Origin of the sequence: Sphingobium sp. MI1205 (genome assembly GCF_001563285.1) — a bacterium.
Lineage (GTDB): Bacteria > Pseudomonadota > Alphaproteobacteria > Sphingomonadales > Sphingomonadaceae > Sphingobium.
This window is the reverse complement of record NZ_CP005188.1, coordinates 288,779-306,727: the sequence shown is the minus strand read 5'-3', so window position 1 is coordinate 306,727 and position 17,949 is coordinate 288,779. Positions and strand designations below refer to the sequence as shown.

The 17,949-nt window shown below is 62.1% G+C and carries 20 protein-coding genes and 1 tRNA gene; 10 read left to right on the top strand and 11 right to left on the bottom strand.

Going from position 1 to position 17,949, the window contains the following annotated elements; genetic code table 11:
• The first annotated feature begins 45 nt into the window (after positions 1 to 45).
• Positions 46 to 780: a hypothetical protein gene (locus tag K663_RS01485; RefSeq protein WP_145902190.1), complete on the top strand. Its 735-nt coding sequence runs from the start codon at positions 46 to 48 to the stop codon at positions 778 to 780.
• A 12-nt stretch (positions 781 to 792) separates the two neighbouring features.
• On the opposite strand, the gene K663_RS01480 is transcribed toward K663_RS01485, so the two are convergent.
• The 3 genes from K663_RS01480 to K663_RS24560 all read right to left on the bottom strand — a co-directional run bounded on the left by K663_RS01480 (position 793) and on the right by K663_RS24560 (position 2,268).
• Entirely contained in the window at positions 793 to 1,692 is a 900-nt protein-coding gene (locus K663_RS01480) for a ComEC/Rec2 family competence protein (RefSeq protein ID WP_062113271.1), read from the bottom strand.
• A 77-nt stretch (positions 1,693 to 1,769) separates the two neighbouring features.
• Positions 1,770 to 2,093, bottom strand: a complete 324-nt coding sequence (locus tag K663_RS01475) for a hypothetical protein (protein WP_062113268.1) — start codon at positions 2,091 to 2,093, stop codon at positions 1,770 to 1,772.
• A 1-nt stretch (position 2,094) separates the two neighbouring features.
• A complete protein-coding gene (locus tag K663_RS24560) occupies positions 2,095 to 2,268 on the bottom strand; it encodes a hypothetical protein (RefSeq protein WP_201026662.1) in 174 nt (57 codons plus the stop codon).
• Positions 2,269 to 3,075: 807 nt separating this feature from the next.
• Here K663_RS24560 and K663_RS01465 point away from each other — a divergent pair.
• The 7 genes from K663_RS01465 (at position 3,076) to K663_RS01435 (ending at position 8,301) form a co-directional block, all read left to right on the top strand.
• Complete coding sequence (locus tag K663_RS01465) at positions 3,076 to 3,822, top strand: hypothetical protein (RefSeq protein ID WP_145902189.1); 747 nt, start codon at positions 3,076 to 3,078, stop codon at positions 3,820 to 3,822.
• A gap of 153 nt (positions 3,823 to 3,975) precedes the next feature.
• Positions 3,976 to 4,051: transfer RNA gene (locus K663_RS01460), tRNA-Val, on the top strand.
• Between the two features lie 45 nt (positions 4,052 to 4,096).
• Positions 4,097 to 4,324 carry a zinc-finger domain-containing protein gene (locus K663_RS01455; RefSeq protein ID WP_037462865.1) on the top strand — a complete coding sequence of 76 codons (228 nt, stop codon included), beginning with the start codon at positions 4,097 to 4,099 and terminating at the stop codon, positions 4,322 to 4,324.
• Between the two features lie 62 nt (positions 4,325 to 4,386).
• Entirely contained in the window at positions 4,387 to 5,829 is a 1,443-nt protein-coding gene (tldD, locus tag K663_RS01450; RefSeq protein WP_062113260.1) for a metalloprotease TldD, read from the top strand.
• A gap of 54 nt (positions 5,830 to 5,883) precedes the next feature.
• Positions 5,884 to 6,459 carry a DUF924 family protein gene (locus K663_RS01445; protein ID WP_062113257.1) on the top strand — a complete coding sequence of 192 codons (576 nt, stop codon included), beginning with the start codon at positions 5,884 to 5,886 and terminating at the stop codon, positions 6,457 to 6,459.
• Positions 6,460 to 6,614: 155 nt separating this feature from the next.
• Positions 6,615 to 6,953, top strand: coding sequence for a P-II family nitrogen regulator (locus tag K663_RS01440; protein WP_037462870.1), 339 nt, complete (start codon positions 6,615 to 6,617; stop codon positions 6,951 to 6,953).
• A 13-nt stretch (positions 6,954 to 6,966) separates the two neighbouring features.
• A complete protein-coding gene (locus K663_RS01435; protein ID WP_062113255.1) occupies positions 6,967 to 8,301 on the top strand; it encodes an ammonium transporter in 1,335 nt (444 codons plus the stop codon).
• Positions 8,302 to 8,403: 102 nt separating this feature from the next.
• Here the strand turns inward: K663_RS01435 and K663_RS01430 are convergent, their stop codons facing one another.
• The 4 genes from K663_RS01430 to crtY are packed head-to-tail and all read right to left on the bottom strand — an operon-like array spanning position 8,404 to position 12,614.
• Complete coding sequence (locus K663_RS01430) at positions 8,404 to 9,363, bottom strand: phytoene/squalene synthase family protein (RefSeq protein ID WP_062113252.1); 960 nt, start codon at positions 9,361 to 9,363, stop codon at positions 8,404 to 8,406.
• Between the two features lie 40 nt (positions 9,364 to 9,403).
• The gene (locus tag K663_RS01425) at positions 9,404 to 9,985 is read right to left on the bottom strand and encodes a TIGR00730 family Rossman fold protein (protein ID WP_062113249.1); all 582 of its coding nucleotides are present in this window, start codon (positions 9,983 to 9,985) and stop codon (positions 9,404 to 9,406) included.
• Positions 9,982 to 11,463: a phytoene desaturase gene (locus tag K663_RS01420; protein ID WP_062113246.1), complete on the bottom strand. Its 1,482-nt coding sequence runs from the start codon at positions 11,461 to 11,463 to the stop codon at positions 9,982 to 9,984. The genes K663_RS01425 and K663_RS01420 overlap by 4 nt, the downstream gene beginning before the upstream one ends.
• Entirely contained in the window at positions 11,463 to 12,614 is a 1,152-nt protein-coding gene (gene crtY, locus K663_RS01415) for a lycopene beta-cyclase CrtY (protein ID WP_062113243.1), read from the bottom strand. The genes K663_RS01420 and crtY overlap by 1 nt, the downstream gene beginning before the upstream one ends.
• A gap of 107 nt (positions 12,615 to 12,721) precedes the next feature.
• Between crtY and K663_RS01410 the strand changes: the two genes are divergently transcribed.
• Entirely contained in the window at positions 12,722 to 12,994 is a 273-nt protein-coding gene (locus K663_RS01410) for a metal/formaldehyde-sensitive transcriptional repressor (RefSeq protein WP_062113240.1), read from the top strand.
• Positions 12,991 to 14,037 carry a CDF family Co(II)/Ni(II) efflux transporter DmeF gene (dmeF, locus tag K663_RS01405; protein WP_062113236.1) on the top strand — a complete coding sequence of 349 codons (1,047 nt, stop codon included), beginning with the start codon at positions 12,991 to 12,993 and terminating at the stop codon, positions 14,035 to 14,037. The genes K663_RS01410 and dmeF overlap by 4 nt, the downstream gene beginning before the upstream one ends.
• A 13-nt stretch (positions 14,038 to 14,050) precedes the next feature.
• Here dmeF and K663_RS01400 read toward each other — a convergent pair whose 3' ends face one another.
• The 4 genes from K663_RS01400 to K663_RS01385 form a co-directional block, all read right to left on the bottom strand.
• Positions 14,051 to 15,235: an NAD(P)/FAD-dependent oxidoreductase gene (locus K663_RS01400; RefSeq protein WP_062113232.1), complete on the bottom strand. Its 1,185-nt coding sequence runs from the start codon at positions 15,233 to 15,235 to the stop codon at positions 14,051 to 14,053.
• Positions 15,235 to 15,663: a TIGR01244 family sulfur transferase gene (locus K663_RS01395; protein WP_062113229.1), complete on the bottom strand. Its 429-nt coding sequence runs from the start codon at positions 15,661 to 15,663 to the stop codon at positions 15,235 to 15,237. The genes K663_RS01400 and K663_RS01395 overlap by 1 nt, the downstream gene beginning before the upstream one ends.
• A 110-nt stretch (positions 15,664 to 15,773) precedes the next feature.
• Complete coding sequence (gene recQ / locus K663_RS01390) at positions 15,774 to 17,546, bottom strand: DNA helicase RecQ (RefSeq protein ID WP_062113226.1); 1,773 nt, start codon at positions 17,544 to 17,546, stop codon at positions 15,774 to 15,776.
• A 51-nt stretch (positions 17,547 to 17,597) separates the two neighbouring features.
• A complete protein-coding gene (locus K663_RS01385; protein ID WP_062113222.1) occupies positions 17,598 to 17,918 on the bottom strand; it encodes a hypothetical protein in 321 nt (106 codons plus the stop codon).
• Positions 17,919 to 17,949: the final 31 nt, after the last annotated feature.

The window sequence follows — 17,949 nt, the reverse complement described above, 5'->3', positions numbered from 1 at the left end:
AACGCAGTCCCTCTTTCACCATTCGTTACGATAGGGTACCGGGCGGTGATCTACCGCTCTGATCAGAAGGCTTATTCAGTGAAAGACTGGTTTCCTCTGGCTGAATATGAGTTCTACGCCTTTGTAGCCTCGGGCATGCTCCTGATTGCCGCCCTTGATTATTCCTTAACAGGGGGCGTCCTCGTCAATCGCACTAACTGGAACATCATTGATGGGGTGTTCTGGACCGTGGTAGCTTATCTGACGGGCCAGATCACTGCAGGTCCATCCTCGTCTTTGATTGAGCATTTGTTAGCCCGCCGGTTGCTCTCCATCCCGGCTGATATTCAGCTCGGCCTCCGGGACCGGAACTGGGTTGAGCGCCGCCTTGCGGCCTGTTTCGCACCACGCGAGTATGCGCCGCTGCGGGAGCCGATAAGGGCAAGAGCACTTGCAAGAGCGGCAAAGCAGTTGGGTGTTGCTGAGGATCAGCTTGACGGTGAGACGGTTTTTCAGGCTGCATTCCACCCTGTGCGTGGAGTGAGCGACACCGTCGGACGCCTGAACTCGTTCATGAATCAGTATGGGATGAGCAGAAATATCTGTTTCGTCAGCTTAGTGGCGGTAGGTGCACTTACCTACCGCCAACTTCAGACACCCACTAACCAGACAGCGTTTATCTTGGCTGGCTCTGCCGTGTTAGCTGTGGGAATGTTCGGGAGATTCCTTAAATTTTATTCCGCTTATTCCAGCGATGTCATCAGGACCTACGCCACGCTGCCAGCGGATAAGGTGCCTTGATGGCTCTGCTACTCACAGCGTGTATTCTGTCTCTACGGTAATCGACCCCACATAGCCGTCGAATTTGGTCTGCCCTTCATCCGTTAGGTTGTCGGGGCATCCGTTCTTGTTATCGGCGTAGATGTGGACGCGATCTCCGACGAGATCAAACGTGATATTACCCGCCGTGTTTTGCGTGATAGTTTGATAGCCGGTGTAATAATGCAAGTGCCGCTTTGGCGCTTCCCCGATGACAATGATTTGAGGATCGAGCTTTTCGAGCCAACTGTTTGGGATCTTACCGGTAGCTCGTCCATGATGTGCTGCGAAAACAACCGTGGTTTTGTCCAGTTGGATGTGATCGACTATATTTTCCATGAACTCAGTTTCGAGATCCCCAAGCCACAGAAAGCTCGCTCCGCCGTTAAGGCTGTAACGCACAACCGCTGATGTATTGTTGAAATGTTCGCCCGCCTCACATGCGGCAAGCGCTTCTTTGAAGTGCGCGTTTGACGTATCTGGCCAGAGGACCTGAATCCCTGAGCTTGATCGTCCGTCGCCTTCCAAGTTCATCCAGCGGCGCTTGCATCCTTTATAGATGTAGAACGCCTTTTTCGGATCGTCCCGCAATTGGCAGTATCGCTGGAAGGACACCGTGTCCTCGTCCTTAACCGCCTGATTTTTTACGACGTAGAAGTTTACAATCGGCATCGCATCGTCCAATCGCTCGATGCCGCCAAAGTGGTCTTCATCTGGATGGGTGCAGATAAATCGCGTGATTTCCTTTCCTGCGGATTGCTCCTTCAACTCCTTGATGATCTGATCAGCGTTTCCTTCACATAGGTCGCAATCAATGATCGTGAAGTTCGCACTATTGTGCTTGATGTAAAACATATCGCCGCTTCCGACGGCGAAGCTCTTGATAACCGACATGATGTACCTCCCAAGCAGCTATGTGGGAGGCAATTCGGCGTTTCGCAACCGCAATGAATTGAACTTCTCGTCGTGCGTCAGCCCCTAAATCGGTTCACCGCTCTTTTCCATTCCCGTTCGTCAGGCAAGGGTAGGCGGATGCGCGGCGGCTCATCGCAGGTTTCAATCCACGATGGCCGGACCTTGCGGCCCGCACGCTGGGAGCATGATCGGCAGTAGAACCGGCGGCGTGCATCGCGGAAGTCGTCAGTCCAGCCCTTGCGCTGGAATTTCCACCACAGGCCATGCCCGTTGAACAGGCCGACATTCCCGCAGCGGCAGCTTACCTTGACCGTGCGGTGCCATGCTGCCGCCTCGAATATGCAGGTGGCAACCTTCAGCCCATCGGCGTAGCGCGCCACATCATTCCGCCGCCACTTCCATGCGGCACAGCTGGGCGCAAGCGAGCGCGCCGATCATATAGGGGCCATCGTCCCGCTGCCCGTCGCGGATCTCCCCCAAGAACTTCCGGTTATCAAAGCCGCGCTCCTCCAGCGCCTTCGCGACTGCGTCGCGAATGTCGTCAATGCGTTGCATGTCGTGTCTCCTGATATGGAACATATGGAGAACGCAAGCCGAGTCGGTCAATGGCATTTTGCAAGCGGCCATCGTGGACCGGCGACGCGCGCGCAACATTCTTGCGCATCATGCCACGGCGGTCTGGCCCCCTGATCGAGGAGGTGAGGCCGCCGAGCCGCCGCGCGCCCGCAGCCAGGGGCCTCCCGCCGGGGCCGCCCCCCTGCCACCCCTCAAAACGCGCTTTTCCCCCCGCCTCGCCCGCGCGCTTTTCATGTCCCTTTTGATGCACCATAGACACCCCCCGGAAAGCGGCCTAGATCCTTGGCCGGTTGCTGCTCATGAGGCGGCCTGTGCTGATGCGTTTTGATGCACCCAGAGCGCCCTAATCGGGCCGGTGCGACATTCCCGAAAAATGATGTTCGCTGCCGTTGCAAACGGGAGGGGTCGGGAAAAAGGTAATCTCGCCAATCTGTGCCGATCATCCGCTAAAAAGTGACGGATTTCTGCGGTTTCTGGGGTTGGCCTTTCCCTATAATCTTCTGCAACCTCTCAGGGGGCAAAACTATAATCCCTTTGAAAACTAAGGACTTTATTGGGCCTGAAAATCACTCCTAGAAGGTATAATCTGGTTATAGAAAGATTATAGGTGATGTTACTCGTAACCTGTTGAATTTGCACGGTGGTTATAGAGATTACCTTTTTCCCGACCCCTCCCGGCTTACTATTTGCGATGCCGCCATATAGCCGTTTACCCTTGCTCCGCATGCATTTGGAATGCACGGAACAGGCGCGGTATGGAGCGCCCGCGAGCGACTGATGCTCCAAATGGTTAAGGTGACTATGGCCGGTATTCCGCCGATAGCCGATCTCCGCCGTGTCGCTGTCCAGCTGGACGGCGACCCGCGTTTTGCAAAGCTGGCTGAGATGATCCGAATGGCGCTGATTGCGCAATCCTGCCACAGCGATCTTGCCGAGGCCGCCCACACGATCGAGGCACTGGAAGGTCTATTGAAGAGCCCAAGGGGGTTAGGCAGCACGGCGAGATCAACAACCGAATGCGCCCTGCTCTTCAACGCTATATCGCTCTATGCGCGAGCCACAGTCACAAGCGCGAAGCGAGGCGAACGAGGGTCAATACAAGTCCGCGAAAAGCTGACGGGCGATCAGCAAGCTGATCACGACATTGTCGCTGCCGCTCGAAACCGCGCAATAGCTCATGTCTATGCGGAGGAACAGATCGGCGATAGGATCTGGCATCGAGATCATCTTCTTGTTCAGAAGTTCGAGGATGGCTGGGCACCGCTCGGATATACAAACCGGGTGCAAGTCGATCGGCCCACGATAGATCGACTAGCGCGGTTGATACCTGCTGCTAGCCAGATCGTGAAAGCGGCTTTCGATAAGCGGGTCGCCGCGATCGTACGTTTGATGAATGAGAGCGATGTTCCCGAAACCATTTTCCTGGCTGCCTCTGTGGACCCGGTTACGCTCTACGGCAGCACCGAAGAAGCCAAGCGGGTCGTCGCCGCGCGATCACAAGGTCACGCCTTTGGCTTTACCGCTCGAAGCTAAATATCAATTCGGCGGCTGCTGCCTCTCGCATCGTCCTTCGGGAATAGTTCGGGACCCTCAGGTCCGTGCTGTTCCTTTCGTTGCCCTTCCGTTCCGCAAATGTGCGCTTGACCGGGCCGCCAAATTGCCTAGAAGCGCCGGAAACCCGGACGGGGGCGATTAGCTCAGTTGGTAGAGCGTCTCGTTTACACCGAGAATGTCGGCGGTTCGAGCCCGTCATCGCCCACCACCACCCTTCTTGCGGCGTCACGCCGCCGCTGCTAATCGAGCCATCATGATTCAGCCGCCTGAAATTATTCGTGTCACCAAGCCCCGCGTCTCCTGCGATGGATCGGGTGACATCCCCGCAGCCTTGGGCCATCCGCGTGTCTTCCTGGAAATTGACGAGCATGGCTATGTCGATTGCGGCTATTGCGACCGGCGCTTTGTCCTGATCGGCGGCCCGGCGGACACGCCCGAGGTTGCCGGTCTGCCTGATATCGCGTCCGGCGCAAGCCTCTGATCCGGGTGCACGCGTTGCGATTTTGATTGGGCTTCGGAATTGCCGCCCCTATATCGAGCGGCATGACCGATATTGCCTCTCAGTTCACCGATGCGCGCGGCCTTCTCTACCGGCCTGACCTTCTAGATCCTGATGGCGCTCGCCGTCTGACTGCACAGGCACTTGCCAGCTGCGACGACGGCGAACTCTATCTGCAATATCGGGCGAGCGAGAGCTTCGGCTTTGATGACGGGCGGCTGAAGACCGCCGACTATTCGACCGATGCGGGCTTTGGCCTGCGCGGCGTATCCGGCGAGATGACCGGTTTCGCCCATGCCAATGATATAAGCGAGGCGGCGATCCGTCGCGCTGCGGAAACGCTGGCGTTGCTCGATCCGGCACAGGGTCAGCCCGCACCACCGCCCCAGCATACCAACCGCCACCTCTATACAGACGCAAATCCGCTGGAAATCGTGCCTTTTGCCGAGAAGGTAACGCTCTGCGCGGCGATCGATGCCGCGGCACGGACGCGTGATCCGCGCGTTGCGCAGGTGTCGGTGAGCTTGGCGGGAAGCTGGTCCGTCGTCGAGATCGTCCGAGCCGACGGTTTTATCGCGACCGACATTCGCCCGCTGGTGCGGCTCAACGTGTCGCTCATCCTGGAAGAAAACGGCCGCCGCGAGACGGGCGTGTTCGGCATTGGCGGGCGTTATCTGTATGATCAGGTGATGGATCCAGCGATCTGGAACCAGGCAATCGACGAGGCGCTGGCTCAGGCGCGTGTCAATCTGCGTTCGGTCGCCGCACCCGCTGGAGAGATGACTGTATTGCTGGGACCCGGATGGCCCGGCGTGCTGGTGCATGAGGCTATCGGCCATGGGCTGGAAGGCGACTTCAACCGCAAGGGCACCAGCGCCTTTTCCGGCCGGATCGGAGAACGAGTAGCCGCGTCCGGCGTTACGGTGGTCGATGACGGATCAATCCTCAATCGGCGGGGATCACTATCGATCGACGATGAAGGTACGCCTACCCGGGAAAATGTGCTGATCGAGGATGGAATACTCAAAGGTTATATGCAGGATCGCCTGAACGCCCGGCTGATGGGCGTCGAACCGACCGGGAATGGCCGCCGCGAAAGCTATGCCCACGCGCCCATGCCGCGCATGACCAACACTTTCATCAAGGGTGGGCAGGACGATCCACAAGAGCTGCTGTCCCGCATGAAGTCGGGCATCTTCGCCAAGAGCTTCGGCGGCGGCCAAGTCGATATCGTGTCGGGAAAGTTCGTCTTTTCCTGCACTGAAGCGTACAAGGTTGAGAATGGGAAGTTGGGCGAGCCCATAAAAGGCGCAACGTTGATCGGCGATGGACCGACAGCACTGACCAAAGTCGCCGGCATCGGCAGCGACTGGGCGCTCGACGAAGGCATCGGCATGTGCGGCAAGGGCGGGCAGAGCGTGCCTGCGGGCGTAGGACAGCCGACGCTGTTGATGAAAGGACTGACCGTCGGTGGTACGGCGACCTGAGGCGACGTCGCTACGGGTTGAGGAACCAGATTTCCGCAATTTGCTTCTTTCAATATGAACATGTTGACGGACAGTCATGACGCCGTGACCGCCGACTGGGCTGCGGCGATTTTGGATTTTTGGTTCAATCGTGTCGGTGAGCAGGGGTGGTGGGCGCATGACCCCGGCCTGGATCGGGAATGTGCAGCTCGCTTTCAGGGTTTGTGGAACGACAAAAAAGGTTTGGCTCCGGAGGCGTTCCTTGAACGCGCTGATGACGCGCTGGCGGCTGTTCTGCTATTCGATCAATTACCCCGCAACATGTTTCGTGACACGGCTCAAGCCTTTGCGACCGATGAACTCGCCAGAGCGGTGGCACGCGGAGCGATAGCACATGGCTATGACATACAGATTGGCGGCGCGGGTCGGCTCTTTTTTTATATGCCGTTCCAGCACAGCGAGGGTCTGGAGGACCAGAAACTATCCCTCAGCCTTTTCGAAGCGGCGGGCGACCCTTCCTCTCTGGAATTCGCCAAAAAACGTTATGCGGTAATTGAGCGGTTCGGTCGTTTTCCACATCGCAACGCCGTCCTTGGCCGAAAAACGTCGCCCGGCGAAGAACAGGCCGCGAAAACAGGCGCCAACGGGTAGACACCCTGCCCAATTTTTAGGCAATGCTCTTGTGCTGCCCATTTTTTTAGCGGCGCCAGGAGAGCGGCTTTGGACGAAGGCCCCCATAACGCGCTTTTAACAAATTGGCACGGCCCTTGCTGGAGTGTTGTCGCACACCATTAACAGGGGGCGACATGAAACTTGTCATGGCTATCATCAAGCCGTTCAAGCTTGACGATGTCCGCGAGGCACTCTCCTCGCTGGGTATCGCCGGGATGACGGTGAGCGAGGTGAAAGGCTTCGGCCGCCAGAAGGGGCAAACCGAAATCTACCGGGGCGCCGAATATTCCACGAACATGGTTCCGAAAATCAAGATCGAGGTCGTCTGCGATGATGATCTCGCTCCGCGCGTAGTCGAAGCGACGCAACAGGCGGCCAACTCCGGCGCGATCGGCGATGGCAAGATCTTCGTCCTCGATGTTGGTCAGGCCGTGCGCATCCGCACCGGCGAGACCGGCGAAACCGCGCTGTAAGAAGGGGGGAATAATGACCTTTTCCAATAAATTCTGCGGCGCGATGGGGGCTGCTGGCCTGTCCATCTTCGCCGCGATGCCCGCATGGGCACAGGATGCGGCAGCCGCCGCGCCGACGCCGGACAAGGGCGATACCGCCTGGATGATGACATCGACGGTCCTCGTCCTGGCGATGATCCTGCCGGGCCTCGCCCTTTTCTATGGCGGTCTGGTTCGTACCAAGAACATGCTGTCGGTCATGACGCAGATCGGTGCTGCCGCGGCTTTCGCGATGCTGATCTGGGTAATCTACGGCTACAGCCTGGCCTTCGCGGGTCCCAGCAACGGCTTCATCTCCGATTTCTCCAAGGCTTTCCTGGCGGGCATTACGCCGGACTCGACCGCCGCCACCTTTACAGACGGCGTCGTCATCCCTGAATATGTGTTCGTCGCCTTCCAGATGACCTTCGCCGCCATCACGGTGGCCCTGGTGCTGGGTTCGGTGGTCGAGCGCATCAAATTCTCGGCAGTCATGGTCTTCGCCCTCGTCTGGCTCACCATCGTCTATTTCCCGATTGCGCACATGGTATGGGCGGCCGGTGGCCTGTTCTTCGAAATGGGCGCGCTGGACTTTGCAGGCGGCACCGTGGTGCACATCAACGCCGGTGTTTCGGCGCTGGTGGCCTGCATCATCCTGGGCAAGCGCATGGGTTATCCCAAGGAACCGATGCCTCCGCACTCGCTGACGCTGACGGCTGTCGGCACCGGCCTGCTGTGGGTCGGCTGGTTTGGCTTCAACGCCGGTTCGGCCCTGGAAGCCAATGGTTCGGCTGCCCTCGCGATGATCAACACCTTCGTCGCCACGGCTTCGGCTGGCCTGTTCTGGATGCTCGCAGAGCGCCTCAACGGTCACAAGGGTTCGGCACTGGGCTTCTGCTCGGGCATCATCGCCGGCCTGGTCGCAGTCACTCCGGCCGCTGGCAACTCGGGCCCGTTCGGCGCGATCGTGCTCGGCGGGGTTGCATCGATCATCTGCTTCTATGCCGTGACCGTCCTCAAGCCGAAGCTCGGCTATGACGACTCGCTCGATGCGTTCGGCATCCATGGCATCGGCGGCATGGTTGGCGCCATCGGCACGGGCATCGTCTACTCGCCCTCGCTCGGTGGTCCGGGCGGCGCGGACTTCGTGATGAGCGACCAGCTCGTGACCCAGTTGCTCGCCACGCTGACGACCATCGTCTGGGCTGCGATCGGCACGACCATCGCCATCTTCATCGCCAAGGCGGTCACTGGCCTTCGGGTCAGCCGCGAAGTCGAGCAGGAAGGTCTCGACCTCGGCGAGCACGGCGAACGCGCTTACAACATCTAAGACTTCGGCAGGGCGGGCCGCAACGAACGGCCCGCCCGCCTCACCTTGTTCCTCCTGCGAACACGCCTGGGACCGGTACGAAAGTATCGGTCCTTTTTTTTGTCAGGGCTGCGGTCGGGTCCAGATATGGGACGGGCGCGGCGCCGAAGCGGGCCAGCGGCGGGCGCGACCTATAGTCTGCATACCTGCGCGAACCACCCAGCCAAGCTTGTCGCCCTTGGGCGTGACAACGCGGTGATCCCAGGCATGTTCACCGCGCCGAGCGACTTCGCGCGCTATATCGCCATAAATGCCCGCTGCCGCCAGAACCGCCCATGCCGATCGAGGCGGCAGCGCACCAGCGCCATGGCGAGCGCTTTGCTCATAAGTGGCTGCCATATCCGCAAGGCGCCGGGCGAGAATCGCTAGCTTGGGGCGAGCCCACGGCTTCATATGCTCACCGGGAGGAATATCCATTTCGACAAGCCATTCTTCGGGCAGGTAACACCGGTCAGCGGCTTCATCCTCGCTGACGTCCCGGGCGATGTTGGCCAATTGAAATGCCAGACCAAGGTCGCACGCGCGGTCCAACGTCGCCTGGTCGTCTGGATCCACCCCCATCAACACGGCCATCATGCAACCCACGGCGCCCGCGACATGGTAGCAATAGCGCAGCATGTCGGCTTGGCTACGTGGCCTCCACTCGCGAGCGTCAAGAGCGAAGCCTTCGATCAGGTCATGGGCATAGCTGGCCGGGATGCGGCATTCGCGCATGACAAGGCCAAAGCCGTCGAAAGCGGGATCCCCGGTCATCTCTCCGCGCAACGCGGCATCGGTCAGCACGCGCATGGTGGATAGTCGCGCCTGGCCGTCGGTGACACCCTGCATCGCGCCACCATGATCCTGCCCATCGGCGATATCATCGCATTTGCGGCACCAGGCGTAGAGCAGCCATGCCCGCTCACGGGTCTGGCGGTCGAACAGCTTGGAGGCGAGAGCAAAGGATTTGGAGCCGCGCGCGATGCTGTCGCGGGCGTGGGCTACGAGCTTGAGACGGTCCAGATTAGTCACAATGGGGGGCATGCCCTCCCCCGCCGCCGCCCGCAAGCCGGTGCGGAAAAGATCAGAGCCGGTCGAGCGTCATGGAGAAGATGGGCTCGTGCGCCTGATAGGCGGCCATCTGGTCGAGCAGCGGTTCGATCTCATTGGCGTGAAGCAGGATGCCGCCATGCTGTCGGCGGATGAAGCCGCTCCCGATCATATGCTGATTGAAGGCGATGAGTTGGTCGTAGAAGCCAGCAACATTGAGCAACCCGACCGGTTTTGCGTGATAGCCGAGCTGCGCCCAGCTGATCGCTTCCCACAACTCGTCCATGGTGCCCACACCACCTGGGAGCGTCACGAAACCGTCGGATAGGTCGGTGAAGAGCGCCTTGCGCTGGTGCATCGTCTGCACGACGCGAAGTTCGGTGCAACCACGATGCGCCACTTCCGCGTTGAGCAGCGCTTCCGGGATGACGCCGATCACTTCGCCGCCTGCGTCCAGCGCCGAATCGGCCACGGCGCCCATCAGGCCAAGCCGTCCACCACCATAGATGACCCCGATGCCGCGCCCGGCGAGCGTGCGGCCGACATGCCGCGCAGCTTCGACATAGACGGGATCCGCAGGCATGGCTGAACCGCAGTAGACGGCCAGACGTTTCACGCCAGATCCTCAAGCATCAGCGCAGCCGTCGCCTTGGCGCTACCGACTACTCCGGGGATGCCTGCACCAGGGTGGGTTCCTGCGCCCACCAGATAGAGATTGGGGATCACGTCATCGCGGTTATGGGCGCGGAACCAGGCGCTCTGCGTAAGCAGCGGCTCAAGGCTGAAGGCGCTGCCCAGATGAGCCGACAGGTCGTGCCGGAAGTCGGGCGGTGCATAATGGAAACGTGTGACAATGCGCGACCGAATGTCGGGGATCAGCCGATGCTGAATTTCATCCAGAATGCGTTCGGCATAAACCGGGCCGAACTGTTCCCAATCGATCGGCAGCTTGCCCATGTGCGGGACGGGCGCGAGGGCATAGAAGGTCGAATGTCCATCCGGCGCCATTGACGGATCGGTTACGGTCGGATGATGCAGGTAGAGCGAAAAGTCCTGCGGCAACACGCCATGATCATAAATGTCGGTCAGTAGCCCGCCGTAGCGAGGGCCGAACAGGATCATATGATGCGGGATACCGGGCCAGCTGCCCTTGATTCCGAAATGCAGGACGAACAGGCTGGGCGACCAGCGTTTGCGGGCGAGCTTTTCCGCCTGGCTCTGTCCGCGCGGATGATGCCCGACAAGGTCGCGATAACTGTGCATCAGGTCGGCGTTGCTCGCTACCGCATCCGCCTCTCCGCGCCAGCCTGAGGCGGTTGACACCGCTACGGCGCGATCGCCGTGAGTCTCGATCCGCACGACGGGATCGGCAAGGCGCAATGTGCCGCCGAGCCTTTCGAAATGGGTGGCCATGCCCTGCACTAGCCGGTTGGTGCCGCCCTTGGCGAACCAGACGCCGCCATCCTTTTCCAGCTTGTGGATGAGTGCATAGATGGCGCTGGTCTGCATCGGATTGCCGCCGACCAGCAGCGTGTGGAAGGACAAGGCCTGGCGCAGCCTTTCATCCTTCACATAGGAAGAGACGATCGAATAAACGGACCGCCATGCCTGATACTTGGCGAGCGCGGGGGCTGCCCGGATCATGGAGGCAAAGTCGAGAAACGCGACCGATCCCAGCTTTCGATAGCCTTCCTCGTAAACGCCGGCCGAATAGTCGAGGAACCGCTGGTAACCGGCGACATCCTGCGGATTAAGCTTCGCGATCTGGGTGCGCAGGGAATTTTCGTCGTTGGAATAGTCGAAATTCGTGCCGTCCCGCCAGTTCAGGCGGTAAAAGGGCGTGACCGGCACGAGATCGACATCTTCCGCCATCTCATGGCCCGACAGGCGCCATAGTTCGCCCAGGCAGTCCGGGTCGGTAATTACGGTAGGCCCCGCGTCGAAGGTGAAACCGTCCCTTTCCCACATATAGGCCCGCCCGCCGGGGCGGTCACGCGCTTCGACAAGAGTCGTATCGACGCCCGCCGATTGCAGGCGGATGGCAAGGGCGAGGCCGCCGAAGCCCGCCCCTATGACGATCGCTTTACGGTTCATCAGGCGGAGGGGCTTAACAATGCGCGCATGGCGCTTCTTATGGGCACGGGGGGACGTCCGCACAAGATGCGGATGCGGTCTGCCCATGTGGAATGGCCGGCATAGAAGCGGCCTATGAGGTCGGGGTGGAGCCGGTAAAAGCGCTCGAACACGCGCCATCGCTGGTTGGGCTCGGCGGCGCGAAACAGCATCTTGCCCAGCAAGCGGTAATAGCCGCCGGCGCGCCAATGCGCGGCTGCACGGTCGCGGGTCGCAGCGGCCAGGCCATCGAGCGGCTGATCGGCAAACCAAAGCGCCGTGCCGACAGCATCTGGGAGGGAATAGCCGGTCATCGGATGAAATAATCCAGCGCGCACCCCTGCACGGGCGATCCTGTCATCGGAAGGCCAGAACCGGTCGAAATCGCCGCCATGAACTACGGCAAGGACGCCACTTTCCTGATGGGCGACCTCCTCCACTTGCCAACCTTGCTGGTCGGCATAGCTGGCGATGCGATCGGCGAGCGCCGGGATGTCGAGATCGGGACTGTTGCTGTAATAGGTATCTTCGACAAAGATCGTGCGGTCGTCGAAAGGGAGCAGATAGACGAACCGGTAGCCGTCGATCTGCTGAACGCTGGCGTCCATGATGACGGGGCGGTCCAGGCCATGGGGGTTGCGCAGGCGAAGCGCCTGGCCCACGAACTTCTGCCAGCCGCAATCCAGCGCCGAAAGGTCGCCGCCACCCCGCGTGTCGAGGACAGCGCGGGCCCGGATCTCGCGACCATCCGACAAGGTGACCCGGTCTGGTTCAATCCCGGCGACGTCAGTGTTGAGGATGACGTGGCTGCCCAGCACCTGCTGCGCATAGGCATCGAGTTGAGTGGAGGCGATGCTGTTATAGGGCGTATCCATGCTGCGGCGATAGGCTGGGAAGCGCACTTCGTGACCCTCCGGCCAGCGAAAGGTGACGGCGGGGTCGAGCAACCAGCGGTCGGCGGGGCGGATGTCGCTGTCGAAGAAGGACCAGATATGATTGCCGCCCAGAGCAGCGCCGCGCTCGATGAGCAGCAGGTCGACGTCCGGGCGGAGGCGGGCGAAGGCGAGCGCGGTGAGCGTGCCGGCAAGGCCACCACCGAGGATCGCAAGGTCACAGTCGAAGGTTTTGGCCATCCCTTCTGTTAGGCAGGCGGGGCGGCGGCGGGAAGGGAATTAATGAATGAAATGGTGAGTTGAAACGGATTTGACGGAAAGCGGCCTATAGGATAGGGGGGTATCCTATGCATATAGTCGAAAATCGGGAAAAGTTGCTGGCGCGGGTGCGGCGCATTGCGGGACAGGTGGGCGCGGTCGAGCGGCAATTGTCGGGCAATGCGGGCTGTTCGGAGACGTTGCAGCTGGTCGCGTCCGTGCGCGGCGCGGTCGGCAGTTTGATGGAAGAGCTGATCGAGCAGCATATGCGCGATCATGTCGCCCGCCCCGGCCTGACCGACGACGAACGCGAGGCGGCGGCGGAAGAAATGCTGGCGCTGATCCGGCGGTACGGGAAATGACGATGCACGACCATCATCACGGACATTCTCCGCAGATCGCCTCCGCCTCCCCCGCCGATGACGAAGGCGAGCAGCAGCATTATTTCGATCACATCTATCTGAGCGCGGGCCATGACCAGAATGCCCGGCGGACCCTGTGGGTGGTATGGCTGACCGCAGCGACGATGGTGGTGGAGATCGTTTTCGGGTGGATCACCGGGTCCATGGCCCTGTTGGCCGACGGATTTCACATGGCGACCCATGCGGGTGCGCTGGCAGTGGCGGCCGCCGCCTATGGCTATGCCCGCCGCCATGCCCGCAACCCGCGCTTCACCTTTGGCACGGGCAAGGTCGGCGACCTTTCGGGCTTTGCGTCCGCCCTGCTGCTGGGCGTCACCGCCCTGCTGATCCTGGTCGAATCGGCAACCCGATTCTTCGAGCCGGTGTCGGTGAAGTTTGGCGAGGCGACGCTGGTCGCGGTCGTCGGCCTGGCGATCAACCTGATCAGCGCGGTCCTGCTGGGCCATGATCACAGCCATGACCATCATGGGCATGGGCATGGGCATGGGCATGGGCATGGGCATGGGCATGGGCATGGGCATGGGCATGGGCATGGGCATGGACACGATCATGACGCTGGCCACGATCACAAGCATGGCCATGCCGATAACAACCTGCGCGCCGCCTATGTGCATGTGCTGACCGACGCGCTGACATCGGTGCTGGCGATCGCGGCGCTGCTGGCGGGGCGCTACATGGGCTGGCTGTGGCTCGACCCGGCGGTGGGCATTTTGGGCGCGGTGGTCATCGCGCGCTGGGCCTGGGGGCTAATGAAGGACACGGCGTCCATCCTGCTCGATACGGCCGAACCTGCGCTGATGAAGCGGATCAAGGATCTGGTGGAGGCGGAAGGCGGGACCATCCGCGACCTGCATGTCTGGCGCATCGGCCCGCACGCCCATGCCGCCATCATCAGCCTGTCCCCCGGCGGCAATGTCGCGGCGGTGCGCCAGCGGGTCCACGCGCTGCCCCGGATGGAGCATGTGACCGTGGAGTGCGGCTGACCGCAGCCAGCGCTCAGAGCGCCTGCGCCGCTGCCCAGCCGCTGGCCCAGGCCCATTGGAAATTATAGCCGCCCAGCCAGCCGGTGACATCGACCGCCTCACCAACGGCATAAAGCCCCGGCACGCGGCGCGCCTCCATCGTTTGCGAGGATAGTTCGGCGGTGGAGATGCCGCCGATGGTGACTTCCGCCTTGGCGAAGCCTTCGGTGCCGTTGGGCGTGAAATCCCAGGCGGCGAGGCGACGCTGCGCCTCTTCCAGTTTGCGATCCGGGATGTTGCCGAGGTCGCCCGGCAGCGCGAGGCGTTCCGCGAGCGCATCGGCCAGACGGTCGGGCAAGTATCCGCGCAGAACCGAAGTCACAGAGGCACGCGGCTTGCTGCCCTTCGCCTGTACCAGCCAGCCAGCGGGCGCGTCCGGCAGGAAGTCGAGGCTGATGGCGCTGCCATGACGCCAATAGGAGGATATTTGCAGGATCGCGGGACCGGACAGGCCGCGATGGGTGAGCAGCGCCGCCTCGCGAAAGGCGGTCTTGCCATGGCGGGCGATGACAGGCGTGGAAACGCCCGACAAGGAGCGGAACAGCAGGTCTTCGCCGCCCAGCGTCAGCGGGACGAGCGCGGGGCGCGGCTCGACCACCTTAAGGCCGAACTGCCGCGCCAGATCATAGGCAAAACCCGTGGCGCCGATCTTTGGAATGGCCGGGCCGCCGGTCGCGATGACCAGCGCCGGGGCGGTGGCGACGCTGCCGCCATGGGTGACGGTAAACAGGCCATCGGCATGGGCTACGGCGGTGATGGCATGATTGAGGCGGATGGCGACGCCGCCCGCCTCGCACTCGGCAAGCAGCATGGCGACGATCTGGCGCGCGGACTGGTCGCAAAAAAGCTGGCCCAGCGTCTTTTCATGCCAGGCGATGCCATGCCGATCGACCATCGCCAGGAAATCGGCGGGCGTGTAGCGGCCAAGGGCGGACTTGGCAAAATGCGGATTGGCCGACAGGAAGCGATCCGGCGCGCAGTGGATATTGGTGAAGTTGCACCGACCGCCGCCGGAAATCAGGATCTTCTTACCCGGCTGGTCGGCATGGTCGATGACGAGCACGCGCTTGCCGCGCTGACCCGCCACCGCAGCGCACATCAGGCCCGCGCCGCCAGCGCCCAGAACGATGGCGTCAAAAGGATCGGATTGAGACGTCATTAACCTGCGGAAAGCGCGTCCATGATCTGACGCACCGGCGTCAGGTCATAGCCCGCCGCCTCCGCCTTTTCAGACAGGGCTGCGGGATGATCGCCCGCGCGGGCGCGGGTGAGCGCCCACAGCAGCGTGCTGCGCGTGCCGGAGCGGCAATAGGCGAGAACCTTGCCCTCCCCGGCCTGACCAAGCGCGGCGGCCATGCCATCGAGTTGCCAGGGAGCAAAGCCGCCATGGGCGACCGGCACCGCGGCATAGGCGATACCGGCGGCCTTGGCGGCGGCTTCGATCTCTGCGCCATTGGTCTGGCCCGGCTCCTCATCATCGGGGCGGTTGTTGATGATGACGGTCACGCCCATCGCCTTGGCTTCGTCCACCTGATCGACGCTGATCTGGGGGGAGACGTAGAGGTTGGGGGTGAGTTGGCGAAACATGGGCGGGACTCCTTCTTGCGTGGAGCCATGCTCCTGTGGGGGGCTTGATTCAAGGGGCTTGGGATTTTTGGCGCGGGGAGGCGCAGAGGGCGCGCCAAAAATCTTCGCCCTCAAAGAAAGGGGCGGATGGCGGCAAGGAAAGCGTCGCCATAGGCGTCCAGCTTGCGCTGTCCGACGCCGCTGATGTGGCCGAGTTCAGCCAGGCTGGTGGGGCGCTGTTCGGCCATTTCGCGCAGGGTTGAATCGTGAAAGATCACATAAGGAGGCACGCCCTGCTCCTGCGCCAGTTCGCGGCGGCAGGCGCGCAGGGCATCGAACAGCGGATCGCCGACCGGGTTGTCCGCGCTGCCGTTGCGGGCGCTGCGGCGGCGACGTTCCTTGCGCGGGGCGAGCAGCAGGCTGACTTCGTCCTCGCCACGTAGGATCGGGCGGGCATTCGGCCCAAGTTCAAGGCCGCCATGTTCGTTAGTTTGCAAAGCATCTTTCACGATGAGCGCCCGCGAGACAGGGCGCAGCAGCGATATTTCGTCGCCCGAGACGATGCCGTAGACGGAAATCTTGTCGTGGCCCCGTTCGCGGATGCGGTCGGTGACGGCGCCGGTCAGCACTTGCTCGATATGACCCGAACCGAAGCTCTGGCCGGTGCGATATACCGCGGACAGGAACTTGCGGGCCGTTTCGGTGGCGTCGATGCTGGCGGGCGGATTGAGGCAATTGTCGCAATTGCCGCAGGTTGCGGGCGGATTCTCGCCAAAGTGGCGGAGCAATATGGCGCGGCGGCAGGTGGCGGTTTCGACAAGGCCGCCCATGGCGGTGATGCGGGTGCGCTCGCCTTGTTGCCGGCTGGGGTCAAGCTCGGTGAGACGCTGGCGGGCACGGGCGAAATCATCCGCGCCCCAGAAGAGATGCGCCTCAGCCGGTTCGCCATCGCGGCCCGCGCGGCCCGATTCCTGATAATAGCCCTCGATCGACTTGGGCAGGGCGGCGTGGGCGACGAAGCGGACGTCTGGCTTGTCGATGCCCATGCCGAAAGCGATGGTGGCGACCATCACCATATCCTCGCTGGCGATGAAGGCGGACTGGTTAGCGGCGCGCACGGCGGGGGCCAGTCCGGCATGATAGGCGCGGGTCGGGCGGCCGGTGCGGGTCAGCGTTTCAGCCAGCTTTTCGGTGGCGGCGCGCGTGGGCGCATAGACGATGCCGGGGCCTTCACGACTGGCGATCAGGTCCGACAGCTGGCGCGGCAGGCCGTCGCGCGGGTGGACGGCGTAGCGGATATTGGGACGGTCGAACCCCGCGATCACCAGCCCTTCGCGCGGGATGCCCAGCTGGACGAGAATATCCTCGCGCGTGTGGGCGTCGGCGGTGGCGGTCAGCGCGAGGCGGGGGACGTCCGGAAATTCGTCGAGCAGCGGGCGGAGCAAGCGGTAATCGGGGCGGAAATCATGGCCCCATTCGGACACGCAATGCGCCTCGTCTATGGCGAACAGGGCGATCTTCGTCGTGCGCAGCAGGTTGCGGAAACCCTCGCCGCTGGCGCGTTCCGGCGCGACGTACAGCAGGTCGAGATCGCCATTGCGCAGCCGTTCCTGCGTTTCGCGCCAGTCGCTATCGACGCTGGTCAGGCTGGCGGCGCGGATGCCAACGGCCTGTGCCGCGCGCAACTGATCGTGCATCAGGGCGATGAGGGGGGAGATGACGACGCAGCAGCCATCGAGCGCGACGGCGGGAAGCTGGTAGCAGAGCGACTTGCCAGCACCGGTAGGCATGATGGCAAGGGTCGGCTGACCCGCCATGACGCGGCCCACCACCTGTTCCTGCACGCCCCGGAAAGCCGGAAAGCCGAAAATGTCGTGCAGGAGCGTGGCGATGTCGGGGCGCATCAGGGGGCTGTAGCGACTGTGGCGGGAGAGGCAATATCCGGCTGTGCGGCGCTACTCGATGGGGTCGAGCAGGCAGCCCCAGCCCTGGCGATAGCGGGCGGTGCGGGACGCGAGCAGCGGGACGCTGGCATCCACGCTGCGCGATTCGGGATCATCCGACAGCGTCACCAGCGTCATGCCGGGTTCCTTGTCGCCCCTGCAGCTGTCCATCGCGCGCCCCTCCACATAGCGGCAGGAACATATGACGCGCGCGCCAAATCCCGCGCCCACTGCTGCCCGCGCGCGCAGCGAACTCCAGTTCCAGGCGAGCAACAGGGCAAGCGCCGCCGCGACTGCTGCCAGAGCATAAATCCATTTCGGGCGGCCGGACATGCTCCCCTTTCCGATGAGCCGTGCTAAGGGC

Coding starts and splice junctions, on each gene's coding strand:
- K663_RS01480 (WP_062113271.1), bottom strand. CDS start 1,692: ATGTCGGTTATCAAGAGCTTCGCCGTCGGAAGCGGCGATATGTTTTAC.
- K663_RS24560 (WP_201026662.1), bottom strand. CDS start 2,268: ATGCAACGCATTGACGACATTCGCGACGCAGTCGCGAAGGCGCTGGAG.
- K663_RS01465 (WP_145902189.1), top strand. CDS start 3,076: ATGGTTAAGGTGACTATGGCCGGTATTCCGCCGATAGCCGATCTCCGC.
- K663_RS01455 (WP_037462865.1), top strand. CDS start 4,097: ATGATTCAGCCGCCTGAAATTATTCGTGTCACCAAGCCCCGCGTCTCC.
- tldD (WP_062113260.1), top strand. CDS start 4,387: ATGACCGATATTGCCTCTCAGTTCACCGATGCGCGCGGCCTTCTCTAC.
- K663_RS01445 (WP_062113257.1), top strand. CDS start 5,884: ATGAACATGTTGACGGACAGTCATGACGCCGTGACCGCCGACTGGGCT.
- K663_RS01440 (WP_037462870.1), top strand. CDS start 6,615: ATGAAACTTGTCATGGCTATCATCAAGCCGTTCAAGCTTGACGATGTC.
- K663_RS01435 (WP_062113255.1), top strand. CDS start 6,967: ATGACCTTTTCCAATAAATTCTGCGGCGCGATGGGGGCTGCTGGCCTG.
- K663_RS01430 (WP_062113252.1), bottom strand. CDS start 9,363: ATGCCCCCCATTGTGACTAATCTGGACCGTCTCAAGCTCGTAGCCCAC.
- K663_RS01420 (WP_062113246.1), bottom strand. CDS start 11,463: ATGAACCGTAAAGCGATCGTCATAGGGGCGGGCTTCGGCGGCCTCGCC.
- crtY (WP_062113243.1), bottom strand. CDS start 12,614: ATGGCCAAAACCTTCGACTGTGACCTTGCGATCCTCGGTGGTGGCCTT.
- K663_RS01410 (WP_062113240.1), top strand. CDS start 12,722: ATGCATATAGTCGAAAATCGGGAAAAGTTGCTGGCGCGGGTGCGGCGC.
- dmeF (WP_062113236.1), top strand. CDS start 12,991: ATGACGATGCACGACCATCATCACGGACATTCTCCGCAGATCGCCTCC.
- K663_RS01400 (WP_062113232.1), bottom strand. CDS start 15,235: ATGACGTCTCAATCCGATCCTTTTGACGCCATCGTTCTGGGCGCTGGC.
- K663_RS01395 (WP_062113229.1), bottom strand. CDS start 15,663: ATGTTTCGCCAACTCACCCCCAACCTCTACGTCTCCCCCCAGATCAGC.
- recQ (WP_062113226.1), bottom strand. CDS start 17,546: ATGCGCCCCGACATCGCCACGCTCCTGCACGACATTTTCGGCTTTCCG.
- K663_RS01385 (WP_062113222.1), bottom strand. CDS start 17,918: ATGTCCGGCCGCCCGAAATGGATTTATGCTCTGGCAGCAGTCGCGGCG.